This window comes from Pseudomonas sp. WS 5503 (assembly GCF_012985385.1).
GTDB lineage: Bacteria > Pseudomonadota > Gammaproteobacteria > Pseudomonadales > Pseudomonadaceae > Aquipseudomonas > Aquipseudomonas paracarnis.
In genome coordinates this window covers 59370-81362 of the sequence record NZ_JAAQWI010000005.1, presented here as the reverse complement: position 1 = coordinate 81362, position 21993 = coordinate 59370, and the positions used below count along the sequence as shown (strand labels likewise).

The 21993-nt window shown below is 60.0% G+C and carries 20 protein-coding genes; 11 read left to right on the top strand and 9 right to left on the bottom strand.

Annotated features, from left to right (window positions below; all coding sequences use genetic code 11):
• Window positions 1-81: 81 nt before the first annotated feature.
• Window positions 82-264: a hypothetical protein gene (locus HBO10_RS14630; RefSeq protein WP_014719677.1), complete on the bottom strand. Its 183-nt coding sequence runs from the start codon at window positions 262-264 to the stop codon at window positions 82-84.
• 363 nt (window positions 265-627) lie between these two features.
• The gene (locus tag HBO10_RS14625) at window positions 628-939 is read right to left on the bottom strand and encodes a DUF962 domain-containing protein (RefSeq protein WP_034128574.1); all 312 of its coding nucleotides are present in this window, start codon (window positions 937-939) and stop codon (window positions 628-630) included.
• Window positions 940-1099: 160 nt separating this feature from the next.
• Between HBO10_RS14625 and HBO10_RS14620 the strand changes: the two genes are divergently transcribed.
• Window positions 1100-2158, top strand: coding sequence for an AraC family transcriptional regulator (locus tag HBO10_RS14620; RefSeq protein ID WP_034128534.1), 1059 nt, complete (start codon window positions 1100-1102; stop codon window positions 2156-2158).
• On the opposite strand, the gene HBO10_RS14615 is transcribed toward HBO10_RS14620, so the two are convergent.
• From HBO10_RS14615 to HBO10_RS14590, 6 genes are all read right to left on the bottom strand, one after another.
• Window positions 2115-3569, bottom strand: coding sequence for a TrkH family potassium uptake protein (locus HBO10_RS14615; protein ID WP_003193780.1), 1455 nt, complete (start codon window positions 3567-3569; stop codon window positions 2115-2117). The genes HBO10_RS14620 and HBO10_RS14615 overlap by 44 nt on opposite strands.
• 303 nt (window positions 3570-3872) lie before the next feature.
• Window positions 3873-5210: an imelysin family protein gene (locus HBO10_RS14610; RefSeq protein ID WP_034128533.1), complete on the bottom strand. Its 1338-nt coding sequence runs from the start codon at window positions 5208-5210 to the stop codon at window positions 3873-3875.
• A gap of 126 nt (window positions 5211-5336) precedes the next feature.
• Window positions 5337-7388 carry a GGDEF domain-containing phosphodiesterase gene (locus tag HBO10_RS14605; RefSeq protein WP_034128532.1) on the bottom strand — a complete coding sequence of 684 codons (2052 nt, stop codon included), beginning with the start codon at window positions 7386-7388 and terminating at the stop codon, window positions 5337-5339.
• A gap of 218 nt (window positions 7389-7606) precedes the next feature.
• The gene (locus tag HBO10_RS14600) at window positions 7607-7783 is read right to left on the bottom strand and encodes a hypothetical protein (RefSeq protein WP_169922014.1); all 177 of its coding nucleotides are present in this window, start codon (window positions 7781-7783) and stop codon (window positions 7607-7609) included.
• Window positions 7784-7934: 151 nt separating this feature from the next.
• Window positions 7935-8531, bottom strand: a complete 597-nt coding sequence (locus tag HBO10_RS14595; protein WP_003175739.1) for a Fe-Mn family superoxide dismutase — start codon at window positions 8529-8531, stop codon at window positions 7935-7937.
• A gap of 178 nt (window positions 8532-8709) precedes the next feature.
• Window positions 8710-9309, bottom strand: coding sequence for a LysE/ArgO family amino acid transporter (locus HBO10_RS14590; RefSeq protein WP_034128530.1), 600 nt, complete (start codon window positions 9307-9309; stop codon window positions 8710-8712).
• 100 nt (window positions 9310-9409) lie between these two features.
• Between HBO10_RS14590 and HBO10_RS14585 the strand changes: the two genes are divergently transcribed.
• From HBO10_RS14585 to HBO10_RS14540, 10 genes are all read left to right on the top strand, one after another.
• Entirely contained in the window at window positions 9410-10306 is an 897-nt protein-coding gene (locus HBO10_RS14585; RefSeq protein ID WP_034128529.1) for a LysR family transcriptional regulator ArgP, read from the top strand.
• 98 nt (window positions 10307-10404) lie between these two features.
• Window positions 10405-11403, top strand: a complete 999-nt coding sequence (locus HBO10_RS14580; RefSeq protein ID WP_034128528.1) for an NAD(P)-dependent oxidoreductase — start codon at window positions 10405-10407, stop codon at window positions 11401-11403.
• A gap of 127 nt (window positions 11404-11530) precedes the next feature.
• Window positions 11531-12355: an ATPase gene (locus HBO10_RS14575; protein ID WP_034128527.1), complete on the top strand. Its 825-nt coding sequence runs from the start codon at window positions 11531-11533 to the stop codon at window positions 12353-12355.
• Between the two features lie 270 nt (window positions 12356-12625).
• A complete protein-coding gene (locus tag HBO10_RS14570) occupies window positions 12626-13885 on the top strand; it encodes an AGE family epimerase/isomerase (RefSeq protein WP_034128526.1) in 1260 nt (419 codons plus the stop codon).
• A gap of 104 nt (window positions 13886-13989) precedes the next feature.
• Window positions 13990-15276: an ABC transporter substrate-binding protein gene (locus tag HBO10_RS14565; protein ID WP_003193767.1), complete on the top strand. Its 1287-nt coding sequence runs from the start codon at window positions 13990-13992 to the stop codon at window positions 15274-15276.
• A 169-nt stretch (window positions 15277-15445) separates the two neighbouring features.
• A complete protein-coding gene (locus HBO10_RS14560; RefSeq protein WP_003193765.1) occupies window positions 15446-16354 on the top strand; it encodes a sugar ABC transporter permease in 909 nt (302 codons plus the stop codon).
• On the top strand, window positions 16347-17192 hold the full coding sequence (locus HBO10_RS14555) for a carbohydrate ABC transporter permease (RefSeq protein WP_034128525.1): 846 nt from the start codon (window positions 16347-16349) through the stop codon (window positions 17190-17192). Before HBO10_RS14560 ends, HBO10_RS14555 begins: the two co-directional genes overlap by 8 nt.
• A gap of 2 nt (window positions 17193-17194) precedes the next feature.
• On the top strand, window positions 17195-18355 hold the full coding sequence (gene ugpC / locus HBO10_RS14550) for a sn-glycerol-3-phosphate ABC transporter ATP-binding protein UgpC (RefSeq protein WP_034128524.1): 1161 nt from the start codon (window positions 17195-17197) through the stop codon (window positions 18353-18355).
• A gap of 85 nt (window positions 18356-18440) precedes the next feature.
• Window positions 18441-19787, top strand: a complete 1347-nt coding sequence (locus HBO10_RS14545; protein ID WP_034128523.1) for a carbohydrate porin — start codon at window positions 18441-18443, stop codon at window positions 19785-19787.
• Window positions 19788-19885: 98 nt separating this feature from the next.
• The gene (locus tag HBO10_RS14540; RefSeq protein WP_034128522.1) at window positions 19886-20731 is read left to right on the top strand and encodes a D-hexose-6-phosphate mutarotase; all 846 of its coding nucleotides are present in this window, start codon (window positions 19886-19888) and stop codon (window positions 20729-20731) included.
• 188 nt (window positions 20732-20919) lie between these two features.
• Here the strand turns inward: HBO10_RS14540 and HBO10_RS14535 are convergent, their stop codons facing one another.
• Entirely contained in the window at window positions 20920-21780 is an 861-nt protein-coding gene (locus tag HBO10_RS14535) for a MurR/RpiR family transcriptional regulator (RefSeq protein WP_169856377.1), read from the bottom strand.
• Window positions 21781-21993: the final 213 nt, after the last annotated feature.

Sequence of the window (21993 nt, the reverse complement as noted above, 5' to 3'; positions counted from 1 at the left end):
AGGTAAAGATAGGCTGCTAATGATACCGGCGCGCAGGCCGGGCAGGGCGGCAAAAATGTAAAACGTCAGCTCTAAAGCCGATCAAGCTTGGGTGGGGGCCAGTAATTGAGTGGTCACCAGGGCAGCCAAAGCGTTTTCCTGGGTGCCGAAGCGCTTGAGCAGTGCTGCTTGCTTGTCGGCACTGAGGCGGTTCCAGACTTCGACCATCTGCAAGGCAGCGTCGAGTACAGCGGCGTCCGGCGTGTCGGAAGGGGAAGTGGTCATAGTGAAGGTCTCGGATAATTCAGGCAGTGTGGAAAGCGCTCAAAGGCGCGCTTTCCACACGGTCTGGTACGGCGTCAGTCTCGGCTTTCGCGCTCGACTGGTTTTGCTTCTTTGGCCTCAGGCTGCTTGTCGCTGGCCTGCTGCGGTGTTGGCTGCTCAGTTGGGTGCAGGCTTGGGAAGGGGAGATTAGGTATCTCGTGCATCGTGGTCGCTCCTCGCAAGGTCTGTTTTTTCAATCGCAGGTGATTCCGCGCTCTCAAAAAGCCTTGGCAGGATACAGCACCGTAAATGACAAAAAGACTTTTATCTCCACAGATGCACAATTTTTAATGGTTCAGGCGCAAGTGACATGAGGTCACACCCCTAGAACGGCACCTTGCCCAGGATCATGTCGCGGTACATCACAAAATCCCCCAGCAAGCTGTAGAACGGGTGCTGAAAGGTGGCGGGGCGGTTCTTTTCGAAGAAGAAGTGGCCAATCCAGGCAAAGCTGTAGCCTGCCAGGGGCAACGCCAGCAGCAGAACCAATGAGCCTCTGCCGATGGCGTACGCGAGAATGCCTATTACCAGGGTGGTGCCGATAAAGTGCAGGCGTCGGCAGGTGCTGTTGCCATGTTCGCTCAGGTAGTACGGGTAGAACTCGGCAAAACTGTTGAATTTCTTGATGTTTTCCACGGTCACCGGCCCTCTGGTTGCTGTGCCGCCAACGGGTGCGCGGCGGGGAGCTTATTTGAGTCTAGAGTGATCAGTGCTAACAGCCAGTGACAATAGATGCCACTTTAGTATCCTTGGCTTCCTGGCTGCCGTTTGAGCCTGCTTTCAACAAGAAGACGCCATGAGCGAACGAACAACTTCTGCAAGCTGGGCGATGGGCATCGTCAAGGCGCTGGAAATGGATGGCCTGGATTGCCGTGCCTTGTTCAAGCAACTGGGCTTGGACTACGCCGCCCTCAGTGACCCCGATGCGCGCTTCCCGCAAGACGCCATGACCCGCCTGTGGCAACGCGCGGTAGAGGTGTCGGGTAACCCGGCGATTGGCCTGAACATGGGCAAGGTGGTGCGCCCGGCCTCGTTTCACGTTGCCGGTTATGCGTTGATGTCCAGCAACACCCTGGCCGAAGGTTTTATGCGATTGGTGCGCTACCAGCGCATCATCGCCGAAAGCGCTGATTTGAGTTTTCGACTGTTACCCGAAGGCTATGCGTTGATTCTGACGGTGCATGGCGATCACCTGCCGCCGACCCGTCAAAGCGCCGAAGCCTCGCTGGCCAGCGCCCTGGCCCTGTGCGGCTGGCTCACCGGGCGCACCCTGCAGCCCCGCAAAGTGCTGCTGCAAGGCGAGCAGCCGGCGGACCTGGCGCCCTACCAACAGGCCTTTCATGCGCCTTTGCAATTCAATGCACCCTATGACGCGCTGATTTTCGAGCAGGCGGACATGGAGGCGCCGCTGCCCACGGCCAACGAAGCCATGGCGCTGTTGCATGATCGCTTTGCCGGTGAATACCTGGCGCGTTTTTCCGAAAGCCGCGTGACCCATAAGGCGCGTCAGGTGCTGTGCCGCCTGTTGCCTCAGGGCGAGCCCAAGCGCGAAGCCGTGGCCCAGACGTTGCACCTGTCCCAGCGCACCTTGCAGCGGCGGCTGCAGGAGGAGGGCACCAGCTTCCAGGCCTTGCTTGATGACACCCGGCGCGAACTGGCCGAGCAGTACCTGGCACAACCCAGCATGACCTTGCTGGAAATCGCTTACCTGCTGGGGTTTGCCGACCCGAGCAACTTTTTCCGCGCGTTTCGCCGCTGGTTCGATGCCACGCCCGGTGAATACCGGGCGCGCTTGCAACAAATGTCGTCGGTCAGTGACGCCAGAACGCCGGAATGCACAACACAAACACGGTGATGATCTCCAGGCGACCCAACAACATGCCCAAAGACAGGATCCACTTGGCGGCATCCGGCAGGGTGGCGAAGTTGCCGGCTGGGCCGATGGTTTCGCCCAGGCCGGGGCCCACGCCGGAAACGGTACTGGCGGCGCCGGTCAACGCGGTCATCCAGTCCACGCCTAGCAGCGACAGGGCCAGGGCGATCATGCAGATGGTGATGGCGAAGAAAAACGAAAAAGTCAGGATCGACCGCACAATCTCTTCATCGAGGCGATGGCCGTTGTACTTCTGCTTGATCACCGCGCGCGGATGGATCAACTGATTCAAGTTGGCCTTGAGCAGGATGTAGGCCACCTGGAAACGGAAGATTTTGATACCGCCCGCGGTGGAGCCCGAGCAGCCGCCGATAAAGCCCAGGTAGAAAAACAGCATCAGTGAGAAGTTGCCCCACAAGCTGTAATCCCCCAGTGCAAAGCCGGTGGTAGTCACCACAGACGTCACGTTCAGCGCCACATGGCGCAAGGCATCGAGCCAATGCAGGTTGGTGGTCCACCAGTACCAGGTGCCGAGTACCAGCCAGGTCACCAGCAACAGGCCGAGCAAGCCTTGCACCTGCTGGTCCTTGATCAGCGCCCGACGGTTACCACGTAAAGTGGCCACGTACAGGGCGAACGGCAAGCTGCCCAGGATCATCACCACCACCGCGACCCAATGCACCGCCGGTTGTTTCCAATGGGCCAGGGACTCGTCCGAGGTGGAAAACCCGCCCGTGGAAATCGCTGACATCGCATGGTTGATCGCATCGAACACGCCCATTCCGGCCCACCAGAAGGCCAGGCTGCCGAAGATGGTGATGCCCACATACGCCGCCACGATCAGGCGCGCCACCATGTGTGAACGAGGCATGACCTTTTCCGAGCGGTCCGAGGATTCGGTCTGGAACAGGCGCATGCCACCAATGCGCAGCAGCGGCAGGATCGCCACCGCCATGCCGATAAAGCCGATACCGCCGAGCCAGTGCAGCAGCGAACGCCACATCAAAATGCCCGGCGACATGCTGTCCAGCCCGCTCAACACGGTGGAGCCCGTGGCGGTGATGCCGGACATGCTTTCGAAGAACGAGTCGGTGTAGCTGATGTGCTGGGTCAGCAAAAAGGGCAGGGCGGCGAAGATGCACACCACCACCCAACTACTGACCGTCAGCAGGTACATGTCCCTGGGGCGCAGGTGCACGTGCTCTGGGCGACCAGGGATGACCAGCGCCAGGCCGGCGATAAAGGTGATCAGGCTGGCCCACAGGAACGAGGGCAGGTCGCTGGTGCGTTCGAAGATCACCAGGGTCGCCATCGGGATCACCATGGCGACCGCAAGGGTGATCAGGAAGATGCCGATGATGAAACCGATGATGCGCAGGGTCGGCAACGCCATGAAGTTCGCTCGGGTGATTGGGCAGAGGCGCCATTCTACCTGCGGTGCAGGTCTTGTAAACCAAGGGCTGCCGGTTGATGGAGAACCCCTGTGGGAGCTGGCCTGCCAGCCGGCGGATATCCACCTGACGCCCCGCAATCCAATGTGGGAGCTGGCTTGCCTGCGATGGCGGTGTGTCAGTTACAGATCAGTCGACTGAACCACCGCCATCGCAGGCAAGCCAGCTCCCACAGGTATAACGGCGGCAGTTATTGCGCGCATGAAAAAGGCGACCCGCAGGTCGCCTCTTTCAACTGCGCTTGATCAGAACTCGTGATCAGCGCTGTCCGGGTTCAGGTCGCTGATGCCCAGCTTGCCAGCAGCGGCTTCGATCGAGCCGGTCTGCTTGACCAGGGCGGCAATCGAGTCACGCACGATCTGGTTGCCCTTTTCATTGTCGGCGGCGATCAACTGGTCGTAGTGCTCGCCGTTGTTGGCGTGGTCAACCATCACCTGGATCTTCGCTTCGGTGGCGGCCAGGTCAGCCTTGAGGGCTGCATCTGCTGCCGGGTCGGCCTTGGCCACCAGGGACGACAGGCTGGCGCCGGTCAGCTTGGTACCGTCAACACGGGTGTATTCGCCCAAGTAAACGTTACGGATGCCCTTGGCGTCGTAGAAGTGCGAGTAATGGGTGTTGTCGCTGAAGCAGTCTTGCTCGTCTTCTGGCGAGTTGGCTTCCAGGGATACTTTCATGCGCTCCCCGGCGAGTTCGCCCAGAGACAGGCTGCCCATGCCGAACAGCATTTTACGCAGGCCATCGGTCGCAGGTTCCGACTCCAGGGTGGCGCGGTAGTTGTCTTCGACGTTGGGCTTCCAGTTGCCGACCATTTCCTGCAGGTCGCTGACCAGCAGTTGAGTGACAGCTCGCAGGTAAGTGCGGCGACGCTCGTTGTGGCCGCCGGTTGCACCATCACCGGTCATGTAGTCCGACGCCGGGCGGTTGCCCGCGCCTGGGCCGGTGCCGTTGAGGTCCTGGCCCCACAGCAGGAATTCGATGGCGTGGTAGCCGGTGGCGACGTTCGCTTCGGAACCGCCCAGTTCATTGAGGCTGGCGAGTTTTTCCGGAGTGATCTCCTTGACGTCGACCTTGTCTTCGCCGACCTGGATCTCGTTATTGGCGATGATGTTGGCGTTGGCACCTGGGTTGCCCAGCGCGTGCTCGTAGGACTTGTCGACGTAGTCGATCAGGCCTTCGTCCAGGGGCCAGGCGTTCACCTGGCCTTCCCAGTCGTCGATGATGGTGTTGCCGAAGCGGAATACTTCGCTCTGCAGGTAGGGTACGCGTGCGGCGATCCAGGCGGTACGGGCCGCTTTCAGGGTTTCGTCGTTCGGGTTGGCGAGGAAGGTATCGATTGCGGTCTGCAGGGTTTTTGCGGTGGATTCGGCATCGCTGTACACCGCAAACACCATGTCTGCGTAGTGCGCGACCACGGCCTTGGCGGCCGCTTCGTCGACCTGGCCAGCCGGGGCAGCCGCCGGTGCGGTAGTGCTGGCGGCAGCGGGTGCCTGGGGCGCGGCGGCCTTGTCTTTACCTTCGCCGCAACCGGCGAGAGAAATGGCAATGGCCAGCAGACTGGCGGTGGCCAGGGGCATACGAATCATGGCGAACATCCTGCTTCGGTTGTTGAAAGGGCGCGCGGGGAGCGCAAACGCTGCGACATAATGCGAAAGATTTGCATTTTGTGTAAAGGCTTATACGCGGGAAATATTGAGTATCGAAGTGTAAATTCAAAGACTCACGGCGTTATTGCGCTCGGACTGCTTCAGATAAGCCGTCAACTCCCGGGCCTGCAGCGGTTTGCTGTAGTGATAACCCTGCCCCTCATGGCACCCCTCGGAGATGATGTAGGCCTCCTGTTCGGCAGTCTCCACGCCTTCGGCAATCACCTGCATGCCCAGGCTTTTGCCCAATTGGATAATGGCGCGCACGATGGTGGCGTCATCGTCGTCGTCCTGCAGGTCCTGGACGAAGCTCTTGTCGATCTTGATCTTGTCCAGGGGCAGGCTCTTGAGGTAACTCAAGGATGAGTAGCCGGTGCCGAAGTCATCAATGGCGATCAGCGCGCCGGAGCGACGCAGGCTCAGCAGGTGCTGGGCTGCGGTGCTGATGTCTTCCATCAGGCCGGTCTCGGTAACTTCCAGCTCCAGGCTGCGGGGCGGCAGGCGATAGATCTGCATCAGGTTGTTGACCACCCGCGGCAACTCGGTGTGGTGCAGTTGCACGGTGGACAGGTTGACGGCCATGCGCAGCGCGGTGAAACCCTGGTCATGCCATTCGCGCAGTTGCCGACACGCCTGGTCCAGCACCCATTCGCCGATGGGAATGATGGTGCCGTTCTGTTCCGCCAACGGAATGAACAAGTCCGGCGGTACCAGCCCATGTTCCGGGTGTTGCCAGCGCAGCAGGGCTTCCACACCGACCACGTGATGGTCGAGATAGCTGACTTGTGGTTGGTACACCAAGTGAAACTGCTCGCGGCCCAAGGCGTCTCGCAAGTCTTTCTCCAGTTCACGACGCCGGCGCATTTCGCTGTCGACGCTGGCGATATAAAACTGATAGCGGTTGCGCGAGCGGCTCTTGGCCAGGGTCATGGTCTGCTCGGCTTTCTGGAGCAACTTCTCGGTGCTGTCGCCATCTTCCGGGAACAGCGTGATGCCGATGGTGGCGCGCAGGCGGATCAGGTCATGCTCAAGGGCGAACTCTGCTTCCAGGTCATCAAGGATGCTTTGCGCCAGTTCGGCGGCTTCGTAGGGCTGGTCGATATCGGCTTGCACCAGGGCGAACTGGTCGCCGCCCAGGCGGGCGAGCGTGCCCAGGTGGCCACTATGGGCGCGCAAGCGATCAGCCAGCGCCAACAAGAGTTTGTCGCCGGCCTGGTAGGTGAATTGCTCGTTGACGCTCTTGAAATCATCCAGCCCCACGCACAACACCGCGACACGGCGTTGCCGGCGGCCGGCGTCCGTGAGGATTTTGTCCAGTTGCGCCTGCAACTTCTGGCGGTTCGGCAGGCCGGTCAGGAAGTCGTATTGGGCCATGCGCAACAGGCTCGATTCGGCCTCGTGGCGCAGGTGGGTATTGCGCTCGATGGATTCGAGCAATTGGTTGGCGGTGTTTATCCACTGCCCCAGTTCGTTGCGTTCGTGGCCCTTGAGCTGAGGGATCTTGTGCTCGCTGGGGCGGTCCGGGTTGATCGAGGTCAGGTGCTCGATCATCCGCGACAGCGGTTTGGTGAGCATCCAGTGATACACCAGGTACAGCACCAGCCCCATGACCAGGGCGCGCAATACGCCCGAGATAAAGATGATGACCGAGCTGACCAGAAAACTTCGGCCATAGGTGGCGGTGTCGAGGGTGATGCTCAGGTCGCCGTAATATTCGCTGTAGGGGCCCTTGCCCACCAACGCAGTAGTAAAGGAGCGTTCCTGGCCAAGAATCAGGTCGGTCAACCAGCGGCTGGGCGACTGCTGTAAAGGACGGCTTTTTTCCGCCAGCATGGTCTCGTTGGGGTGCCCGATGGAAGCCATGCGCACAGCGTCGTCCTGGAACAGACCTTCGATCACCTGCATGCCCATCTCGCGATCCAGGCTGTACACGGCCTGGGTCGAGGGGTCGCGAAACATGTCGAGGATGCGCTGGGCATCGCCCGCCACGGCCTGGCGCGTTTTGTAGGCATCAAAAACGATCTGCGCCACGCTCAGCGCCACACCCACGATCAATGCCGACAGCAGCACAACCCGTAGCAACTTCACCGACAAGCTGTTCTTGAGTTCCAGCTTCAAAGGGGCATTCCTTGTCTCATGCGGGTGGCCGTCAATATGCCATGAGTATTGGCAATCTGGTGATGGCAGTCAAAGGGACATTCGGGCTTGAGATTAATTGAAGGGGCTGGATAAACGTGGAGGGATACCCGCTTATGTCAGGACGTTTGAGGCGTGGGCTGGACGTCGGGCAGAGAAGAAGAAGGCGGAACAGATCCGCCCTCTGTTTGGCGACGCTCTCAAAAATTGATCTTACCCTCTGGCTGTTGCTCTTCCCCTCCGACCTTTGACTGTTCACCCGCTATGTCTACGAGTTTGTTCGTCAAGTCCAGTGCGCTTTTTGCCAGGTCCATTCCCTTCTCAAGAAGACCGGATAACATTGGCACTGCACCTGCGGCCGTTGAAATAGGATCCATTGTCATTCTCCACATTGATTCAGGAGGTTTATTCCTCCTGGCGTTTGTGTGGTGAATAGTTACCGTTGGGTTCCGGGATTTCTGGCATGGCAATCAGGGCGCCCATGAAAAAGCCCGGCAATCGCCGGGCTCTTTTTACTGCAAGCGTCGCTTAGGCAGTGAAGGTCTTGCCTTCGAACTGCTCAGCCACGAACTTCCAGTTGACCAGGTTCCAGAACGCTTCTACATATTTTGGACGCACGTTGCGGTAGTCGATGTAGTAGGCGTGTTCCCAGACGTCGCAGGTCAACAGCGGGGTGTCGCCGTTGGTCAGCGGGTTGCCGGCGCCGATGGTGCTGGCCAGGGCCAGGGAACCGTCAGCCTTTTTCACCAGCCAGCCCCAACCGGAACCGAAGGTGCCGACCGAAGTCTTGGTGAACTCTTCCTTGAACTTGTCGAACGAACCGAACGCAGCGTTGATGGCTTCAGCCAGTGCGCCGGTTGGTTGGCCGCCGGCGTTCGGCGCCAGGCAGTTCCAGTAGAAAGTGTGGTTCCAGACCTGAGCGGCGTTGTTGAAGATGCCACCCGAGGAAGACTTGACGATCTCTTCCAGGGTCTTGCCTTCGAACTCGGTGCCAGGCACCAGGTTGTTCAGGTTCACGACATAGGTGTTGTGGTGCTTGTCGTGGTGGTATTCCAAGGTTTCCTTGGAGATGTGCGGCTGCAGGGCATCGTGTGCGTAGGGCAGCGGCGGCAATTCGAAAGCCATGATGATTCTCCTAATCAGGTCAGTTGCGGTGAGCGCAAGGCCGATCACGGGCGGCCAAACATGCGCCGGGGAGTTTGTACTCTTTGCGGCGCAGGGGGCCGATCATAGCACCGGGGGTGCGGCATAACCACGCAACAACTGTGTGGGATAGAGGTTCCAGAGCGTTTTGGAATATTGCTCAGGCGCTGATCAGTTGATAGGCCACCGAGAACATCATCGCGGCCACCAGCAGGTCCAGCAGGCGCCAGGTGGCCGGGCGTGCCAGCCAGGGTGCCAACCATGCCGCACCCAGCGCCAGGGTGGCGAACCACAGGAACGATGCACTGGCTGCACCGGCTACGTAGGCACCGGGTTCGGTTTGTTGCGCGCCCAGGGAGCCGATCAGCAGGACGGTGTCCAGGTAGACGTGGGGGTTGAGCAAGGTGACCGCCAAAGCGCTCAGCAGCACAGCGCGCAATGAGCGCGTCTTGAGGGTGTCGCTTTGGTCCAGGCTCTGCTTGGAGCACGCCCTGCGCAGCGCGCATGCGCCATACCAGAGCAAGAACGCTGCGCCGCCCCAGCGTGCCACCGCCAGCAGTATCGGGCTCTGCGCCAGCACGGTGGCCAGCCCGAATACCCCAGCGGCCACTAGCAGTGCGTCGCAGATCACACACAACGCCGCCACGGGTAAGTGGTGTTCGCGGCGCAGGCTCTGCGCGAGTACGAATGCATTTTGGCTGCCGATTGCCATGATCAACCCGAGGGCCACCAGCAAACCGTTCATATAGCTTTGCCACATAGAGGGAGATCCTTGTTGATGCTCAAACGATGCTGGCTATGGTGCGGGTCGGGGCTGTATAAGAAAAACCAATATTGCTGATCGCTCATTAGAGAAACTGATGTTCGACTATAAATTGCTTTCCGCCCTGGCGGCGGTGGTGGAACAAGCCGGCTTTGAGCGCGGTGCTCAGGTGTTGGGGCTGTCGCAATCAGCCATCTCCCAACGCATCAAGCTATTGGAGGCGCGCGTCGGCCAGCCGGTGTTGATACGGGCCTCGCCGCCAACGCCCACCGATATCGGTCGGCGCCTGCTCAACCATGTGCAGCAGGTGCGTTTGCTGGAGCGTGACCTGCAAAGCCAGGTGCCGGCCCTGGACGAGGAGGGCATGCCTGAGCGCCTGCGCATTGCCCTGAATGCCGACAGCCTCGCCACTTGGTGGGCCGAAGCAGTCAGCGACTTCTGCGCCGAACAGCATGTGTTGCTGGACCTGGTGGTCGAAGACCAGACCGTGGGCCTCAAGCGCATGCGCGCCGGTGAAGTGGCGGCCTGCATTTGTGCCAGCGAGCGTCCTGTGGCCGGTGCTCGCAGCCTGTTGCTGGGCGCCATGCGTTATCGGGCGCTGGCCAGCCCGGCCTTTCTGGCGCGGCATTTTCCTGGAGGCGTGCGGGCCGACCAATTGGCGCGCACGCCTGCGCTGGTGTTCGGCCCGGATGATTTCCTGCAGCACCGCTACCTGGCGTCCCTTGGCGTGGACGGTGGTTTCGAACACCATCTGTGCCCTTCATCCGAAGGTTTTATCCGCCTGACGGAAGCCGGCCTGGGGTGGGGCCTGGTGCCTGAATTGCAGGTGCGCGACCAGTTGGAAACCGGTGTATTGGTCGAGTTATTGCCAGATAAGCCCATCGATGTGCCGCTGTACTGGCATCATTGGCGCAGTGGCGGGCAACTGTTGGGCTTGTTGACTGACCATCTGGCCCAGGTATGTGGCCGTTGGCTGGTGCCCTATCAGCAGTGACAAGCGTCAAGCTGCAAGCTGCGGGTGAAGAGCTCGCAGATCGTTTTTAACTTGCAGCTTTAAGCTTGACGCTTGCAGCTGCATCCGTAGGAGGCTTCATGAAAATTCTGGTCACCGGCGCAAGCGGCTTCATTGGCGGGCGCTTTGCGCGCTTCGCCCTTGAACAAGGCCTGGACGTGCGGGTCAACGGGCGGCGCGCCGAGGGTGTGGAGCACCTGGTACGGCGCGGTGCCGAGTTTATCCAGGGTGACTTGAATGATGCCGACCTGGTGCGCGACCTGTGCCGCGATGTCGAAGCCGTGGTGCATTGCGCCGGCGCCGTTGGGCTGTGGGGCAAGTACCAGGACTTCCACCAGAACAATGTGCTGGTCACCGAAAACGTCGTCGAGGCCTGCCTGAAACAGCGCGTCGGGCGCCTGGTGCACCTGTCGTCGCCGTCTATCTACTTTGACGGTCGCGACCATCTGGGGCTCACCGAAGAACAAGTGCCCAAGCGTTTCAAGCATCCCTATGCCGCTACCAAATACCTGGCCGAGCAGAAGGTGTTCGGCGCCCAGGAGTTCGGCCTGCAAGTGATAGCCCTGCGCCCACGCTTTGTCACCGGGGCCGGCGATATGAGCATCTTCCCGCGCTTGCTGAAAATGCAGCGCAAGAATCGTCTGGCGATCGTCGGCGACGGTTTGAACAAAGTCGACTTCACCAGCGTGCACAACCTCAACGAGGCGCTGCTCAGCAGTTTGCTCGCTACCGGCTCGGCCCTGGGCAAAGCCTACAACATCAGCAATGGCGCACCGGTGCCGATCTGGGATGTGGTGAACTACGTGATGCGGCAGATGGAACTGCCCCAAGTGACCCGCTATCGATCCTACGGTTTGTCCTACAGCGTGGCGGCGTTGAACGAGGCATTCTGCGCGATGTGGCCGGGGCGGCCGGAACCGGCGTTATCGCGTCTGGGCATGCAAGTGATGAATAAAAACTTCACCCTCGACATCAGTCGCGCCAGGCATTATCTCGACTACGAGCCCAAGGTCAGCCTGTGGGCCGCGCTCGACGAGTTCTGCAGTTGGTGGAAAGCCCAGGACCCGGGCCGCCAATAACCTCATAAGCAGCAACACTTCGGGAACCCAATTCCAGGTTCCGAGTCGATCCACGCGCCGGGAGTGCGGTTTATACTCCTGCCGCTCGGCTTTAGAGCCAGCCATCTCATTGATTCAGGGTAGATTCATGCGTAACGATGCTAAAGACGACTTCGACAACGTTCCCAGCCTGCGGGCCGACCTTGGGGATGACGATGATTTCGTGCCGACCCCCGCCACGTCGGTGCGTTCGCGAACGACGCCCGTGGTCAAGGTCAAGAGCGCCAGCACTGGCCCGTTGTGGGCACTGGTCGGTGCGCTGTTGATCGCCTTTGCGGGCCTGGCCTGGTGGAGCTTCCAGCAGATTTCCCTGATGGGCCAGCAGTTGGTTGCCACCCAGGAAAGCTTTGCCCGTATCAGCGAGGAAGCGGCAGGACGGCTACAGGCGATTTCCGGCAAGGTCGTGGCCAGCGAAGCGAATGTGAACAACGGCAGCGAAGCCTTGAAGTTGCAGATCAAGCAACTGGAAGCCCAGTTGCAGGAGCAGGGCAAGCAACAGTTGGGCGTCGCCGGTCAAACCACCGAACTGGACAGCCGCCTGGCCCAGATGAGCGCCAGCAACACCGAGCTGACAGCGGCCAATGCCAAGCTGCAAGGCCAGGTGCAGGCCCTCACTGACGCGGTCACCAGCCTCACGGCAGCACAGGCCGAGAGCAAGAGCCTGGCCACCGATGTGGCGGCCTTGAAGAAACAAGGCAACCCAAGCGCGGCCATCGCCCGCCTCGAGCAGGACGTGCTGGTGCTCAAGAGCGCCCAGGAAAACCAGCCGGCCAATATCGACGCGCCGACCAACAAGGAATTTGACGTGTTCCGCATCCAGACCACGCGCAATATCACCACCTTGCAGAGCCAGGTGCAGAACTTGAATCAGCGTCTCAATGCGCCTGCTGCGGTCACCCCACTGGGGCAATGATGTAGACCGGACAGGCTCGTTCCCACGCTCTGCGTGCGAACGATCTGAATCGTTCTCTGTAGGAGCGAGCTTGCTCGCAAAAAACGTTAACGATCACGCAGGTTTCCTGGAATAAACGCGGCGCTTGTGAGCTTTTCGCGAGCAAGCTCGCTCCTACATTAGGGTGCTGATTGTCACCACTCGGTGACATTTCTTTTCCCCTTCGTTACTTGCCCATCCCACGCCCTTGTTTAGACTCCGGTCATCCCAAAAAAACAATAAGGGCCACCCATGACCACCCAACCACTGCCTGCCAGCAGTTGGCTGAATGCACCTGCCCATTACGCTTGGCTCGCCGCGGAAGGCCAGCGCCTGTTGGCGTTCGCCAAGGCATCGCGCCTGCCGGACGGGTTCGGCAACCTCGACGATAAAGGCCAGTTGCCGGCCAATGCCCGCGCCGAAACCATGAACACCGCGCGCATGACCCACAGCTTTGCCATGGCCCATGCCATGGGGTTGCCGGGTTATGCCGAACTGGTGGCGCACGGTGTGGCAGCGCTCAGCGGCCCGCTGCGTGACAGTGAGCACGGTGGCTGGTTCGCCGCGCCCCAGGCGGCTGATGGCAACACCGGCAAGGCCGCCTACCTGCACGCCTTCGTGGCCCTCGCCGCCAGCTCTGCCGTGGTGGCCGGCGCGCCGGGAGCGCACACATTAATGAACGACGCCGTCCATATCATCGACCAGTTCTTCTGGAGCGAAGAGGAGGGCGTCATGCTCGAATCCTTTGCCCGGGACTGGAGCGGCGTCGAAGCCTATCGTGGCGCCAACAGCAACATGCACGCCACCGAAGCTTTCCTGGCATTGGCCGATGTCAGTGGTGATACACGTTGGCTGGACCGTGCGCTGCGCATCGTCGAACGGGTGATCCACACCCACGCCGCTGGCAACCAGTTCATGGTCATCGAACATTTCGATGCGCACTGGAAGCCGTTGCTCGGTTACAACCAAGACAACCCCGCCGATGGCTTTCGCCCCTACGGCATCACCCCCGGCCATGGTTTCGAATGGGCGCGGTTGCTGCTGCACCTTGAAGCTGCGCGCCTCAAGGCCAAGCTGACCACGCCGGACTGGCTGGTGAGCGACGCCAAAGGCCTGTTCGCCAGTGCCTGCGAGTACGCCTGGGCGGTGGATGGTGCGCCGGGCCTTGTCTACACTCTGGATTGGAACCAGCGCCCGGTGGTACGCGAGCGCCTGCACTGGACCCATGCTGAAGCCAGCGCCGCTGCTCAGGCGCTGCTCAAACGTAGCGGCGAGCTGCATTACGAAACCTGGTACCGACGCTTCTGGGAGTTTTGCGAAACCCAATTTATCGACCGGCTCCAGGGCAGTTGGCACCACGAACTCAGCCCGCACAACCAACCCAGCAGTAAAATCTGGGGCGGCAAACCTGACCTGTACCATGCCTGGCAAGCGGTCGTGCTGCCTGCACTGCCCTTGGCACCCAGCCTGGCCAGTGCATTGGGCAGCGGATGCTATGTCACCAGGTGGTGACATTTGTACGTCCCTTTGTTACCTGCGCCCCGAAAATCCATGTTTAAACTCCGTGCAGCGCAAGCTCTAGACTTGCATGCATAACAACAAGAAAAGGTACTCAGATGAACGCGATTAATCGCCTCGCCGTCGCTATTTCCATTGCCTCGTTGTTCCCCCTCAGTGCATTTGCCGCCGACTCCAAAGGTACGGTGGAAGTGGTGCATTGGTGGACCTCCGGCGGTGAAAAAGCGGCTGTGGATGTCCTGAAGGCCCAAGTTGAGAAAGACGGCTTCACCTGGAAAGACGGTGCAGTGGCAGGCGGCGGTGGCGCCACCGCCATGACCGTGCTGAAAAGCCGTGCGGTCGCTGGCAACCCGCCAGGCGTTGCCCAGATCAAAGGCCCCGATATTCAGGAATGGGCCTCTACTGGCCTGCTCGACACCGACGTGCTCAAAGACGTCGCCAAAGAAGAAAAATGGGATTCGCTGCTCGACAAGAAAGTCTCCGACACCGTGAAATACGACGGTGACTACGTGGCCGTGCCGGTGAATATCCACCGCGTGAACTGGCTGTGGATCAACCCGGAAGTCTTCAAGAAAGCCGGCATCACCAAGAACCCAACCACCCTCGAAGAATTCTATGCAGCGGGCGACAAGCTCAAGGCTGCAGGCTTCATTGCGCTCGCCCACGGCGGCCAGCCTTGGCAGGACAGCACCGTGTTCGAAGCGGTGGTGCTTTCGGTAATGGGCGCTGATGGCTACAAGAAAGCGCTGGTCGACCTGGATAACGGCGCACTGACCGGCCCGGAAATGGTCAAGGCCCTCACCGAGCTGAAGAAAGTCGCGACCTACATGGACGTCGACGGCAAGGGCCAGGACTGGAACCTGGAAGCTGGCAAGGTCATCAACGGCAAGGCCGGCATGCAGATCATGGGTGACTGGGCCAAGTCCGAGTGGACCGCCGCCAAGAAAGTCGCCGGCAAGGATTATGAGTGCGTAGCGTTCCCGGGCACTGATAAAGCCTTCACCTACAACATCGACTCCCTGGCGGTGTTCAAGCAGAAAGACAAAGGCACTGCCGCTGGTCAGCAGGACATCGCCAAAGTAGTGTTGGGTGAAAACTTCCAGAAGGTGTTCAGCATCAACAAGGGCTCGATCCCTGTGCGTAACGACATGCTGACCAAGATGGAATCCTACGGCTTTGATTCCTGCGCTCAGACCGCCGCCAAGGACTTCCTGGCCGACGCCAAGACTGGCGGCCTGCAGCCAAGCATGGCGCACAACATGGCCACCACCCTGGCGGTGCAAGGTGCGTTCTTTGATGTCGTGACCAACTTCATCAACGACCCGAAAGCCGACCCGGCCGACACGGCCAAGAAGCTTGGCGCGGCGATCAAGTCGGCCAAGTAACACCCTATGTAGGAACCCGGCTTGCTGTGGCGAGGGAGCTTGCTCCCGCTGGGGTGCGAAGCGCCCCCAAAGACAGCGTCTGCTTCGCAGCCGAGCGGGAGCAAGCTCCCTCGCCACAAAGGCGGGTTCCTGCAGGCTGTAGTCCTTTTTCCCTGTACTGGATTTTCCCATGAGTTCTGTTGCTGTGTTCAGCAAGGCCTCGCCATTCGATGTGCTGCAGCGCTGGCTCCCTAAACTGGTGCTGGCGCCGAGCATGTTCATCGTGCTGGTGGGCTTTTATGGCTACATCCTGTGGACGTTCGTGCTGTCGTTCACCACCTCGACCTTCCTGCCCAGCTACAAATGGGCGGGCCTGGCGCAGTATCAGCGGCTGTTCGATAACGACCGCTGGTGGGTGGCGAGCAAGAACCTGGCCGTGTTCGGCGGCATGTTCATCGGCATCACCCTGGTGATCGGTGTGCTGCTGGCGATTTTCCTCGACCAGAAAATCCGCCGCGAAGGCTTTATCCGCACCATTTACCTGTACCCGATGGCGCTCTCCATGATCGTCACCGGTACCGCCTGGAAATGGTTGCTCAACCCGGGCATGGGCCTGGACAAACTCCTGCGGGACTGGGGCTGGGAAGGCTTCCGTCTCGACTGGCTGATCGACCCGGACCGCGTGGTCTACTGCCTGGTGATTGCCGCTGTGTGGCAAGCCTCGGGCTTTATCATGGCGATGTTCCTCGCCGGCCTGCGCGGTGTTGATCAGTCGATCATCCGCGCTGCGCAGATCGACGGCGCGAGCCTGCCGCGTATCTACTGGAGCGTGGTGCTGCCCAGCCTGCGTCCGGTGTTCTTCAGTGCGGTGATGATCCTGGCGCACATTGCGATCAAGAGCTTCGACCTGGTGGCGGCAATGACCGCAGGCGGCCCGGGCTACTCGTCCGACCTGCCGGCTATGTTCATGTACTCGTTCACCTTCAGTCGCGGCCAGATGGGCATGGGTTCGGCCAGTGCAATCCTGATGCTCGGTGCGATCCTCGCGATCATTGTGCCGTACCTGTATTCCGAGCTGAGGACCAAGCGCAATGACTAGTCTCGCCACCAAACCTGCCATCAGCCTGAGCCGCATCGCGATCTACGCGGTGCTGATCCTGGCGGTGCTGCTGTACCTGGTGCCGCTGGTGGTGATGCTGCTCACCAGCTTCAAGACCCCGGAAGACATCAGCACCGGTAACCTGCTGAGCTGGCCCACCGTGGTCAGCGGCATCGGCTGGGTCAAGGCCTGGGCCACCGTGGATGGCTACTTCTGGAACTCGATCAAGATCACCGTTCCTGCTGTGCTCATCTCTACCGCCATTGGCGCCTTGAACGGCTACGTGCTGTCGTTCTGGCGCTTCCGGGGTTCGCAGCTGTTCTTCGGCCTGCTGCTATTCGGCTGCTTCCTGCCGTTCCAGACTGTGTTGCTGCCCGCGTCGTTCACCCTCGGCAAGATGGGCCTGGCCAGCACCACCACCGGCCTGGTGTTTATCCACGTGGTCTACGGCCTGGCGTTCACCACGCTGTTCTTCCGTAACTACTACGTGAGCATCCCGGATGCGCTGATCAAGGCAGCACGCCTGGACGGAGCGGGTTTTTTCACCATCTTCCGCCGGATCATCCTGCCGATGTCGACGCCGATCATCATGGTCTGCCTGATCTGGCAGTTCACCCAGATCTGGAACGACTTCCTGTTCGGTGTGGTGTTCTCCAGTGGCGACTCCCAGCCCATCACGGTGGCGCTGAACAACCTGGTCAACACCAGTACCGGGGCCAAGGAATATAACGTGGATATGGCGGCGGCGATGATCGCCGGGCTGCCGACCCTGCTGGTCTATGTGATCGCAGGCAAGTATTTCGTGCGCGGCCTCACGGCCGGCGCGGTCAAGGGGTAATCATGGCTACGCTTGAACTTCGCAATGTAAACAAGACCTATGGCGCCGGCCTGCCCGACACCTTGAAGAACATCGAACTGTCGATCAAGGAAGGCGAGTTCCTCATCCTGGTCGGCCCGTCGGGCTGTGGCAAATCCACGCTGATGAACTGCATCGCCGGCCTTGAGACCATCACCGGCGGCGCGATCATGATCGGTGATCAAGACGTGAGCGGCATGAGCCCCAAGGACCGTGACATCGCCATGGTGTTCCAGTCCTACGCGCTGTACCCGACCATGAGCGTGCGCGAGAACATCGAGTTCGGCCTCAAGATCCGCAAGATGCCGCAAGCCGACATCGACGCCGAAGTGGCGCGCGTGGCCAAGTTGCTGCAGATCGAACACCTGCTCAACCGCAAGCCGGGCCAGTTGTCCGGTGGCCAGCAACAGCGCGTGGCCATGGGCCGTGCCCTGGCGCGTCGGCCGAAGATCTACCTGTTCGACGAACCGCTGTCCAACCTCGACGCCAAGCTGCGGGTCGAGATGCGTACCGAAATGAAGCTGATGCACCAGCGTCTGAAAACCACCACCGTCTACGTGACCCACGACCAGATCGAAGCGATGACCCTGGGCGACAAAGTGGCGGTGATGAAGGACGGCATCATTCAGCAATTCGGCACCCCGAAGGAAATTTACAACGACCCTGCCAACCTGTTTGTGGCAAGCTTTATCGGTTCACCACCGATGAACTTCGTTCCCATGCGTCTAAAACGCCAGAACGGTGGTCTGGTCGCGCTACTCGACAGCGGCCAGGCCCGTTGCGAGTTGCCGCTGGGCATGAATGACGCCGGGTTGGAAGACCGCGATGTGATCCTGGGCCTGCGCCCGGAACAGATCGTGCTGGCAGCAGGCGAGGGCAATGGCGCGTCGAGCATTCGCGCCGAAGTGCAGGTGACCGAGCCTACCGGCCCGGACACCCTGGTGTTTGTGCAGCTCAATGACACCAAGGTCTGCTGCCGTTTGGCGCCGGACGTGGCACCGCAAGTGGGCGAGACCCTGACCTTGCAGTTCGATCCGGCCAAGGTATTGCTGTTTGACGCCAAGACCGGTGAGCGGTTGGGCGCAGTGGCTTCATTGCCGGCACAGGGGCATGCCGACAATGTGACCCAGTTCAAGGGGCGTTAAGCAAGATAAGTGATTGTTTTAGTTAAAAAATGTAACCCGCGTTAGATAAAAACAGTTTAATAACAATAAAGACGAGGATGTAGGGATGAAAAAGCAACACAACAAGACCCGGCTGATCTGCCAACTGTCAGCGGCAGCAGCCCTTGTATTGTCCGCCAATGCGATGGCGGCCGATGCATTCAGCGCCGATTCCAAGTGGATGACCGGCGATTGGGGCGGCGAGCGTACCAAGCTGATCGAGCAAGGTATCGACATCAAGGCCGACTACGTGGGCGAGATGGGCTACAACGCCCACGGCGGCTACAACGACGACAAGACCGGTCGTTACTCCGACCAGTTCGGTCTGGGCGTGGCGCTGGACCTGCAAAAACTGTGGGGCTGGGATAACACCCAGGCCAAGATCCAGTTGACCAATCGTAATGGCCAGAACATCTCCAATGACCGCATTGGCGACCCGCGTGCCGGCACCTTGAGTTCCTCGCAAGAAGTGTATGGCCGTGGCCACATGGTGCGTCTGACCCAGTTCTGGATTCAGCACCAGATGTTCGACAACAAGCTGGACGTGAAGCTCGGTTACTTCGGTGAAGGCGAAGACTTCAACACCTTCCCTTGCGACTTCCAGAACCTGTCGTTCTGCGGCTCGCAGGTCGGTAACTACGTCAATACCTGGTACAACTGGCCGGTCGCCCAGGCCGCTATACGCGTGAAATACAACATCACGCCTGAGCTGTATGCGCAAATCGGTGCCTACAACCAGAACCCGTCGCAGTTGGAGCACGGCAACGGCTTCAAACTCAGCGGCAGTGGTACCAAGGGCACCGTGATTCCGGTGGAATTGGTCTGGTCGCCGAAGGTTAATAACCTGCCGGGCGAATACCGTGTGGGTTTCTATAAAAGTGCGGCCGATGCTCCGGATGTACGTGAAGACGTCAACGGTAACGATGCGGTCCTCAGCGGCGCCGACTTCCGTACCCGCAGCAGCAAGAAAGGTTACTGGTTCGTTGCGCAACAGCAACTCACCACCCATAACGGCGACGCTTCCCGTGGCCTGAACATTGCAGCCAACGCGACCTTCCATGACAAGGAAACCAACCTGGTCGACAACTACCAGTCGTTGATGCTCGTGTACAAAGGCCCATTCGACGCGCGTCCAAAAGATGACGTCGGCATTGGCGTCGCTCGCCTGCATGTCAACGATGACGTGAAGAAGAACTCTCAATTGCTCAACGCCGCCAATGGTGTGAGCGACTACGACAATCCGCTGTACACGCCGATTCGTGAGACTGAATACAACGTCGAACTCAACTACGGTTTCCACGTCACCAACTGGCTGACTGTGCGTCCGAACCTGCAGTACGTTGTCCAGCCTGGCGGCGTGGATAAAGTCGACAACGCGCTGGTAGCGGGCCTGAAAATTCAGTCTACGTTCTAACGCTGTTGCGATAAGCTCCTCTCTCTGTGCGCATTTGCGGGTAGCCATGGCTATCCGCTTTTTTTTGCGTGGCACTGTGATATTCGGGACCTGGGCACATGCACGAGCAACCGCTGCAACGCTTTTTCAAATCCCTGCGCGAGCGTCCGGTGTTCGCCTGGGAGCGCTTTCAGATGCGCGATGTGTTGGTGATCGACCACCCCCTGTGCCAGGCGGTGTTCAGTCGCCAGGGTGCGCAATTGTTGCATTTTCAGCCCACCGGCCAGAAGCCATGGCTGTGGTGCGCGGCCAAGTGGCCACAGGTCGGCGCCATTCGGGGCGGCGTACCGGTGTGCTGGCCGTGGTATGGCCGCCACCCCAGCGAAAATGCCTGGCCGTCCCACGGATGGGCCCGCTTGATCGACTGGAAACTGCTCGACAGCAGCACCGATGACGACGGCGTGCGCCTGCACTGGCAATTGCAGCTGTGCGACTGGCAGGTGGACTTGCACGCGCACCTGGGTGACACCCTGGAACTGCGCCTGAGCACCGAGCATCACGACGAGCTGCCGTGCCAGTTGAGCCATGCATTGCACGCTTACTGGCGTATTGGTCACGTCGATGAGGTAGCGCTGTCTGGGCTCGAAGGAGCACAAGGTTACGACCAGCTCAATCGCCAGGTTTGCCAGCAGGAAGGTGAATTGCGGGTCGATGGCGGATGCCAGCGGGTGTTCCAGCATGAGGGCGAATTGCAGCTCAAGGACCACGCCTGGCAGCGTGAACTGTGCATCGACACCGGCGACAGCGCCGATACGGTGGTGTGGCACCCGGGGAGCCGGCCGCTGTTGGGCGTGAGCTTTAACGAAGCGTCGGGGTTTGTGTGCGTAGAGGCGGCGATGGCGGCGGCGAGCCTGGCGCCGGGGGAGAGGGCCCACTTGAGGTTGCAGGCCAGGGCAGGGGTTTAGCGGTGTGGCTGATGGCGCTATCGCAGGTACTGCTGGAAGAGCTGCCTGCTAGTTGAATTCATGATCGTTCCCACGCTCCGCGTGGGAATGCAGCCTATGACGCTCCGCGTCACGACGCTAAAGGCAGACGCAGAGCGTCCAGTGAGGCATTCCCACGCGGAGCGTGGGAACGATCAGTTGACACGGATTTAGTTGAATTCATCCCCCACCGGATACCGGCTGTCATTCAAGCTCTCTTTGATCTTGCGCAAATGCGGCTGGAAATCCACCCCGCGACGCAAGGTCATGCCGGTCGCCAGCACATCCAGCACCGTCAATTGGATAATCCGAGAAGTCATCGGCATGTAGATATCCGTGTCTTCCGGCAACGGGATGTTCAGGCTCACCGTACTGGCCTTGGCCAGCGGCGAGTTTTCGGCGGTCACGCCCAGCACTGACGCACCGTTTTCCCGAGCGATACGCGCCACTTCCACCAGCTCGCGGGTACGGCCGGTGTAGGAAATGATCACGAACAACTCACCGGTGTGCGCCACCGAGGCGATCATGCGTTGCATCAGCACGTCGGCATGGGCGGTCACCGCCAGGTTGAAGCGGAAGAACTTGTGCAACGCGTCCATGGCGACGGGGGCCGAAGCGCCGAGGCCAAAGAAGTGGATTTGCCGCGCCTGGATCAACAAGTCCACGGCCTTGCTGATCAGCGCCGGGTCCAGGGCCTGGCACGCACTGTCCAAAGAGGCAATGGCGCTGCCAAAGATCTTCTGGGTGTAGGCCTCGGGGTTATCATCGGCCTCCACGGCGCGGCTGACATACGCGGCGCCACTGGCCAGGCTTTGCGCCAACTGCAATTTGAGTTCAGGGTAACCGCTGACACCGAATGAACGGCAGAAGCGGTTGACCGTCGGTTCACTGACCGAGGCGGCCTGGGCGAGGGCGGCGATCGAGAAGCGTGTGGCCTGCTGCGGGTTGAGCAGGATCACTTCAGCGACTTTGCGCTCGGCCTTGTTCAATTCTTCGAGGCGGTTCCGGATCTGTTCCAGAAGATTTCGCACGCGGTCCATTCAGTCTTTCCTTCGGGCGACGATGCAAATAAAAAGGCGGTAACCAATCGATGAGTGGCTTTTCGCGGTGGCCTATCCTACTGAGGGTAGCTGAACACCACCACTCGCAATGCGTATTTCGGGAAAATGTTGTGGTTATTACTACATTTTTCCTTGAGTGATGCCTTGAAAAAAGGTATTTGTAGCTTAACTTGATAAAAGAAC

Bases quoted from the DNA above. Each gene is read 5' to 3' on its own strand.
- HBO10_RS14630 (WP_014719677.1), bottom strand. From the start codon at position 264: ATGACCACTTCCCCTTCCGACACGCCGGACGCCGCTGTACTCGACGCT.
- HBO10_RS14620 (WP_034128534.1), top strand. From the start codon at position 1,100: ATGAGCGAACGAACAACTTCTGCAAGCTGGGCGATGGGCATCGTCAAG.
- HBO10_RS14615 (WP_003193780.1), bottom strand. From the start codon at position 3,569: ATGGCGTTGCCGACCCTGCGCATCATCGGTTTCATCATCGGCATCTTC.
- HBO10_RS14610 (WP_034128533.1), bottom strand. From the start codon at position 5,210: ATGATTCGTATGCCCCTGGCCACCGCCAGTCTGCTGGCCATTGCCATT.
- HBO10_RS14600 (WP_169922014.1), bottom strand. From the start codon at position 7,783: ATGGATCCTATTTCAACGGCCGCAGGTGCAGTGCCAATGTTATCCGGT.
- HBO10_RS14595 (WP_003175739.1), bottom strand. From the start codon at position 8,531: ATGGCTTTCGAATTGCCGCCGCTGCCCTACGCACACGATGCCCTGCAG.
- HBO10_RS14590 (WP_034128530.1), bottom strand. From the start codon at position 9,309: ATGTGGCAAAGCTATATGAACGGTTTGCTGGTGGCCCTCGGGTTGATC.
- HBO10_RS14585 (WP_034128529.1), top strand. From the start codon at position 9,410: ATGTTCGACTATAAATTGCTTTCCGCCCTGGCGGCGGTGGTGGAACAA.
- HBO10_RS14580 (WP_034128528.1), top strand. From the start codon at position 10,405: ATGAAAATTCTGGTCACCGGCGCAAGCGGCTTCATTGGCGGGCGCTTT.
- HBO10_RS14575 (WP_034128527.1), top strand. From the start codon at position 11,531: ATGCGTAACGATGCTAAAGACGACTTCGACAACGTTCCCAGCCTGCGG.
- HBO10_RS14570 (WP_034128526.1), top strand. From the start codon at position 12,626: ATGACCACCCAACCACTGCCTGCCAGCAGTTGGCTGAATGCACCTGCC.
- HBO10_RS14565 (WP_003193767.1), top strand. From the start codon at position 13,990: ATGAACGCGATTAATCGCCTCGCCGTCGCTATTTCCATTGCCTCGTTG.
- HBO10_RS14560 (WP_003193765.1), top strand. From the start codon at position 15,446: ATGAGTTCTGTTGCTGTGTTCAGCAAGGCCTCGCCATTCGATGTGCTG.
- HBO10_RS14555 (WP_034128525.1), top strand. From the start codon at position 16,347: ATGACTAGTCTCGCCACCAAACCTGCCATCAGCCTGAGCCGCATCGCG.
- ugpC (WP_034128524.1), top strand. From the start codon at position 17,195: ATGGCTACGCTTGAACTTCGCAATGTAAACAAGACCTATGGCGCCGGC.
- HBO10_RS14545 (WP_034128523.1), top strand. From the start codon at position 18,441: ATGAAAAAGCAACACAACAAGACCCGGCTGATCTGCCAACTGTCAGCG.
- HBO10_RS14540 (WP_034128522.1), top strand. From the start codon at position 19,886: ATGCACGAGCAACCGCTGCAACGCTTTTTCAAATCCCTGCGCGAGCGT.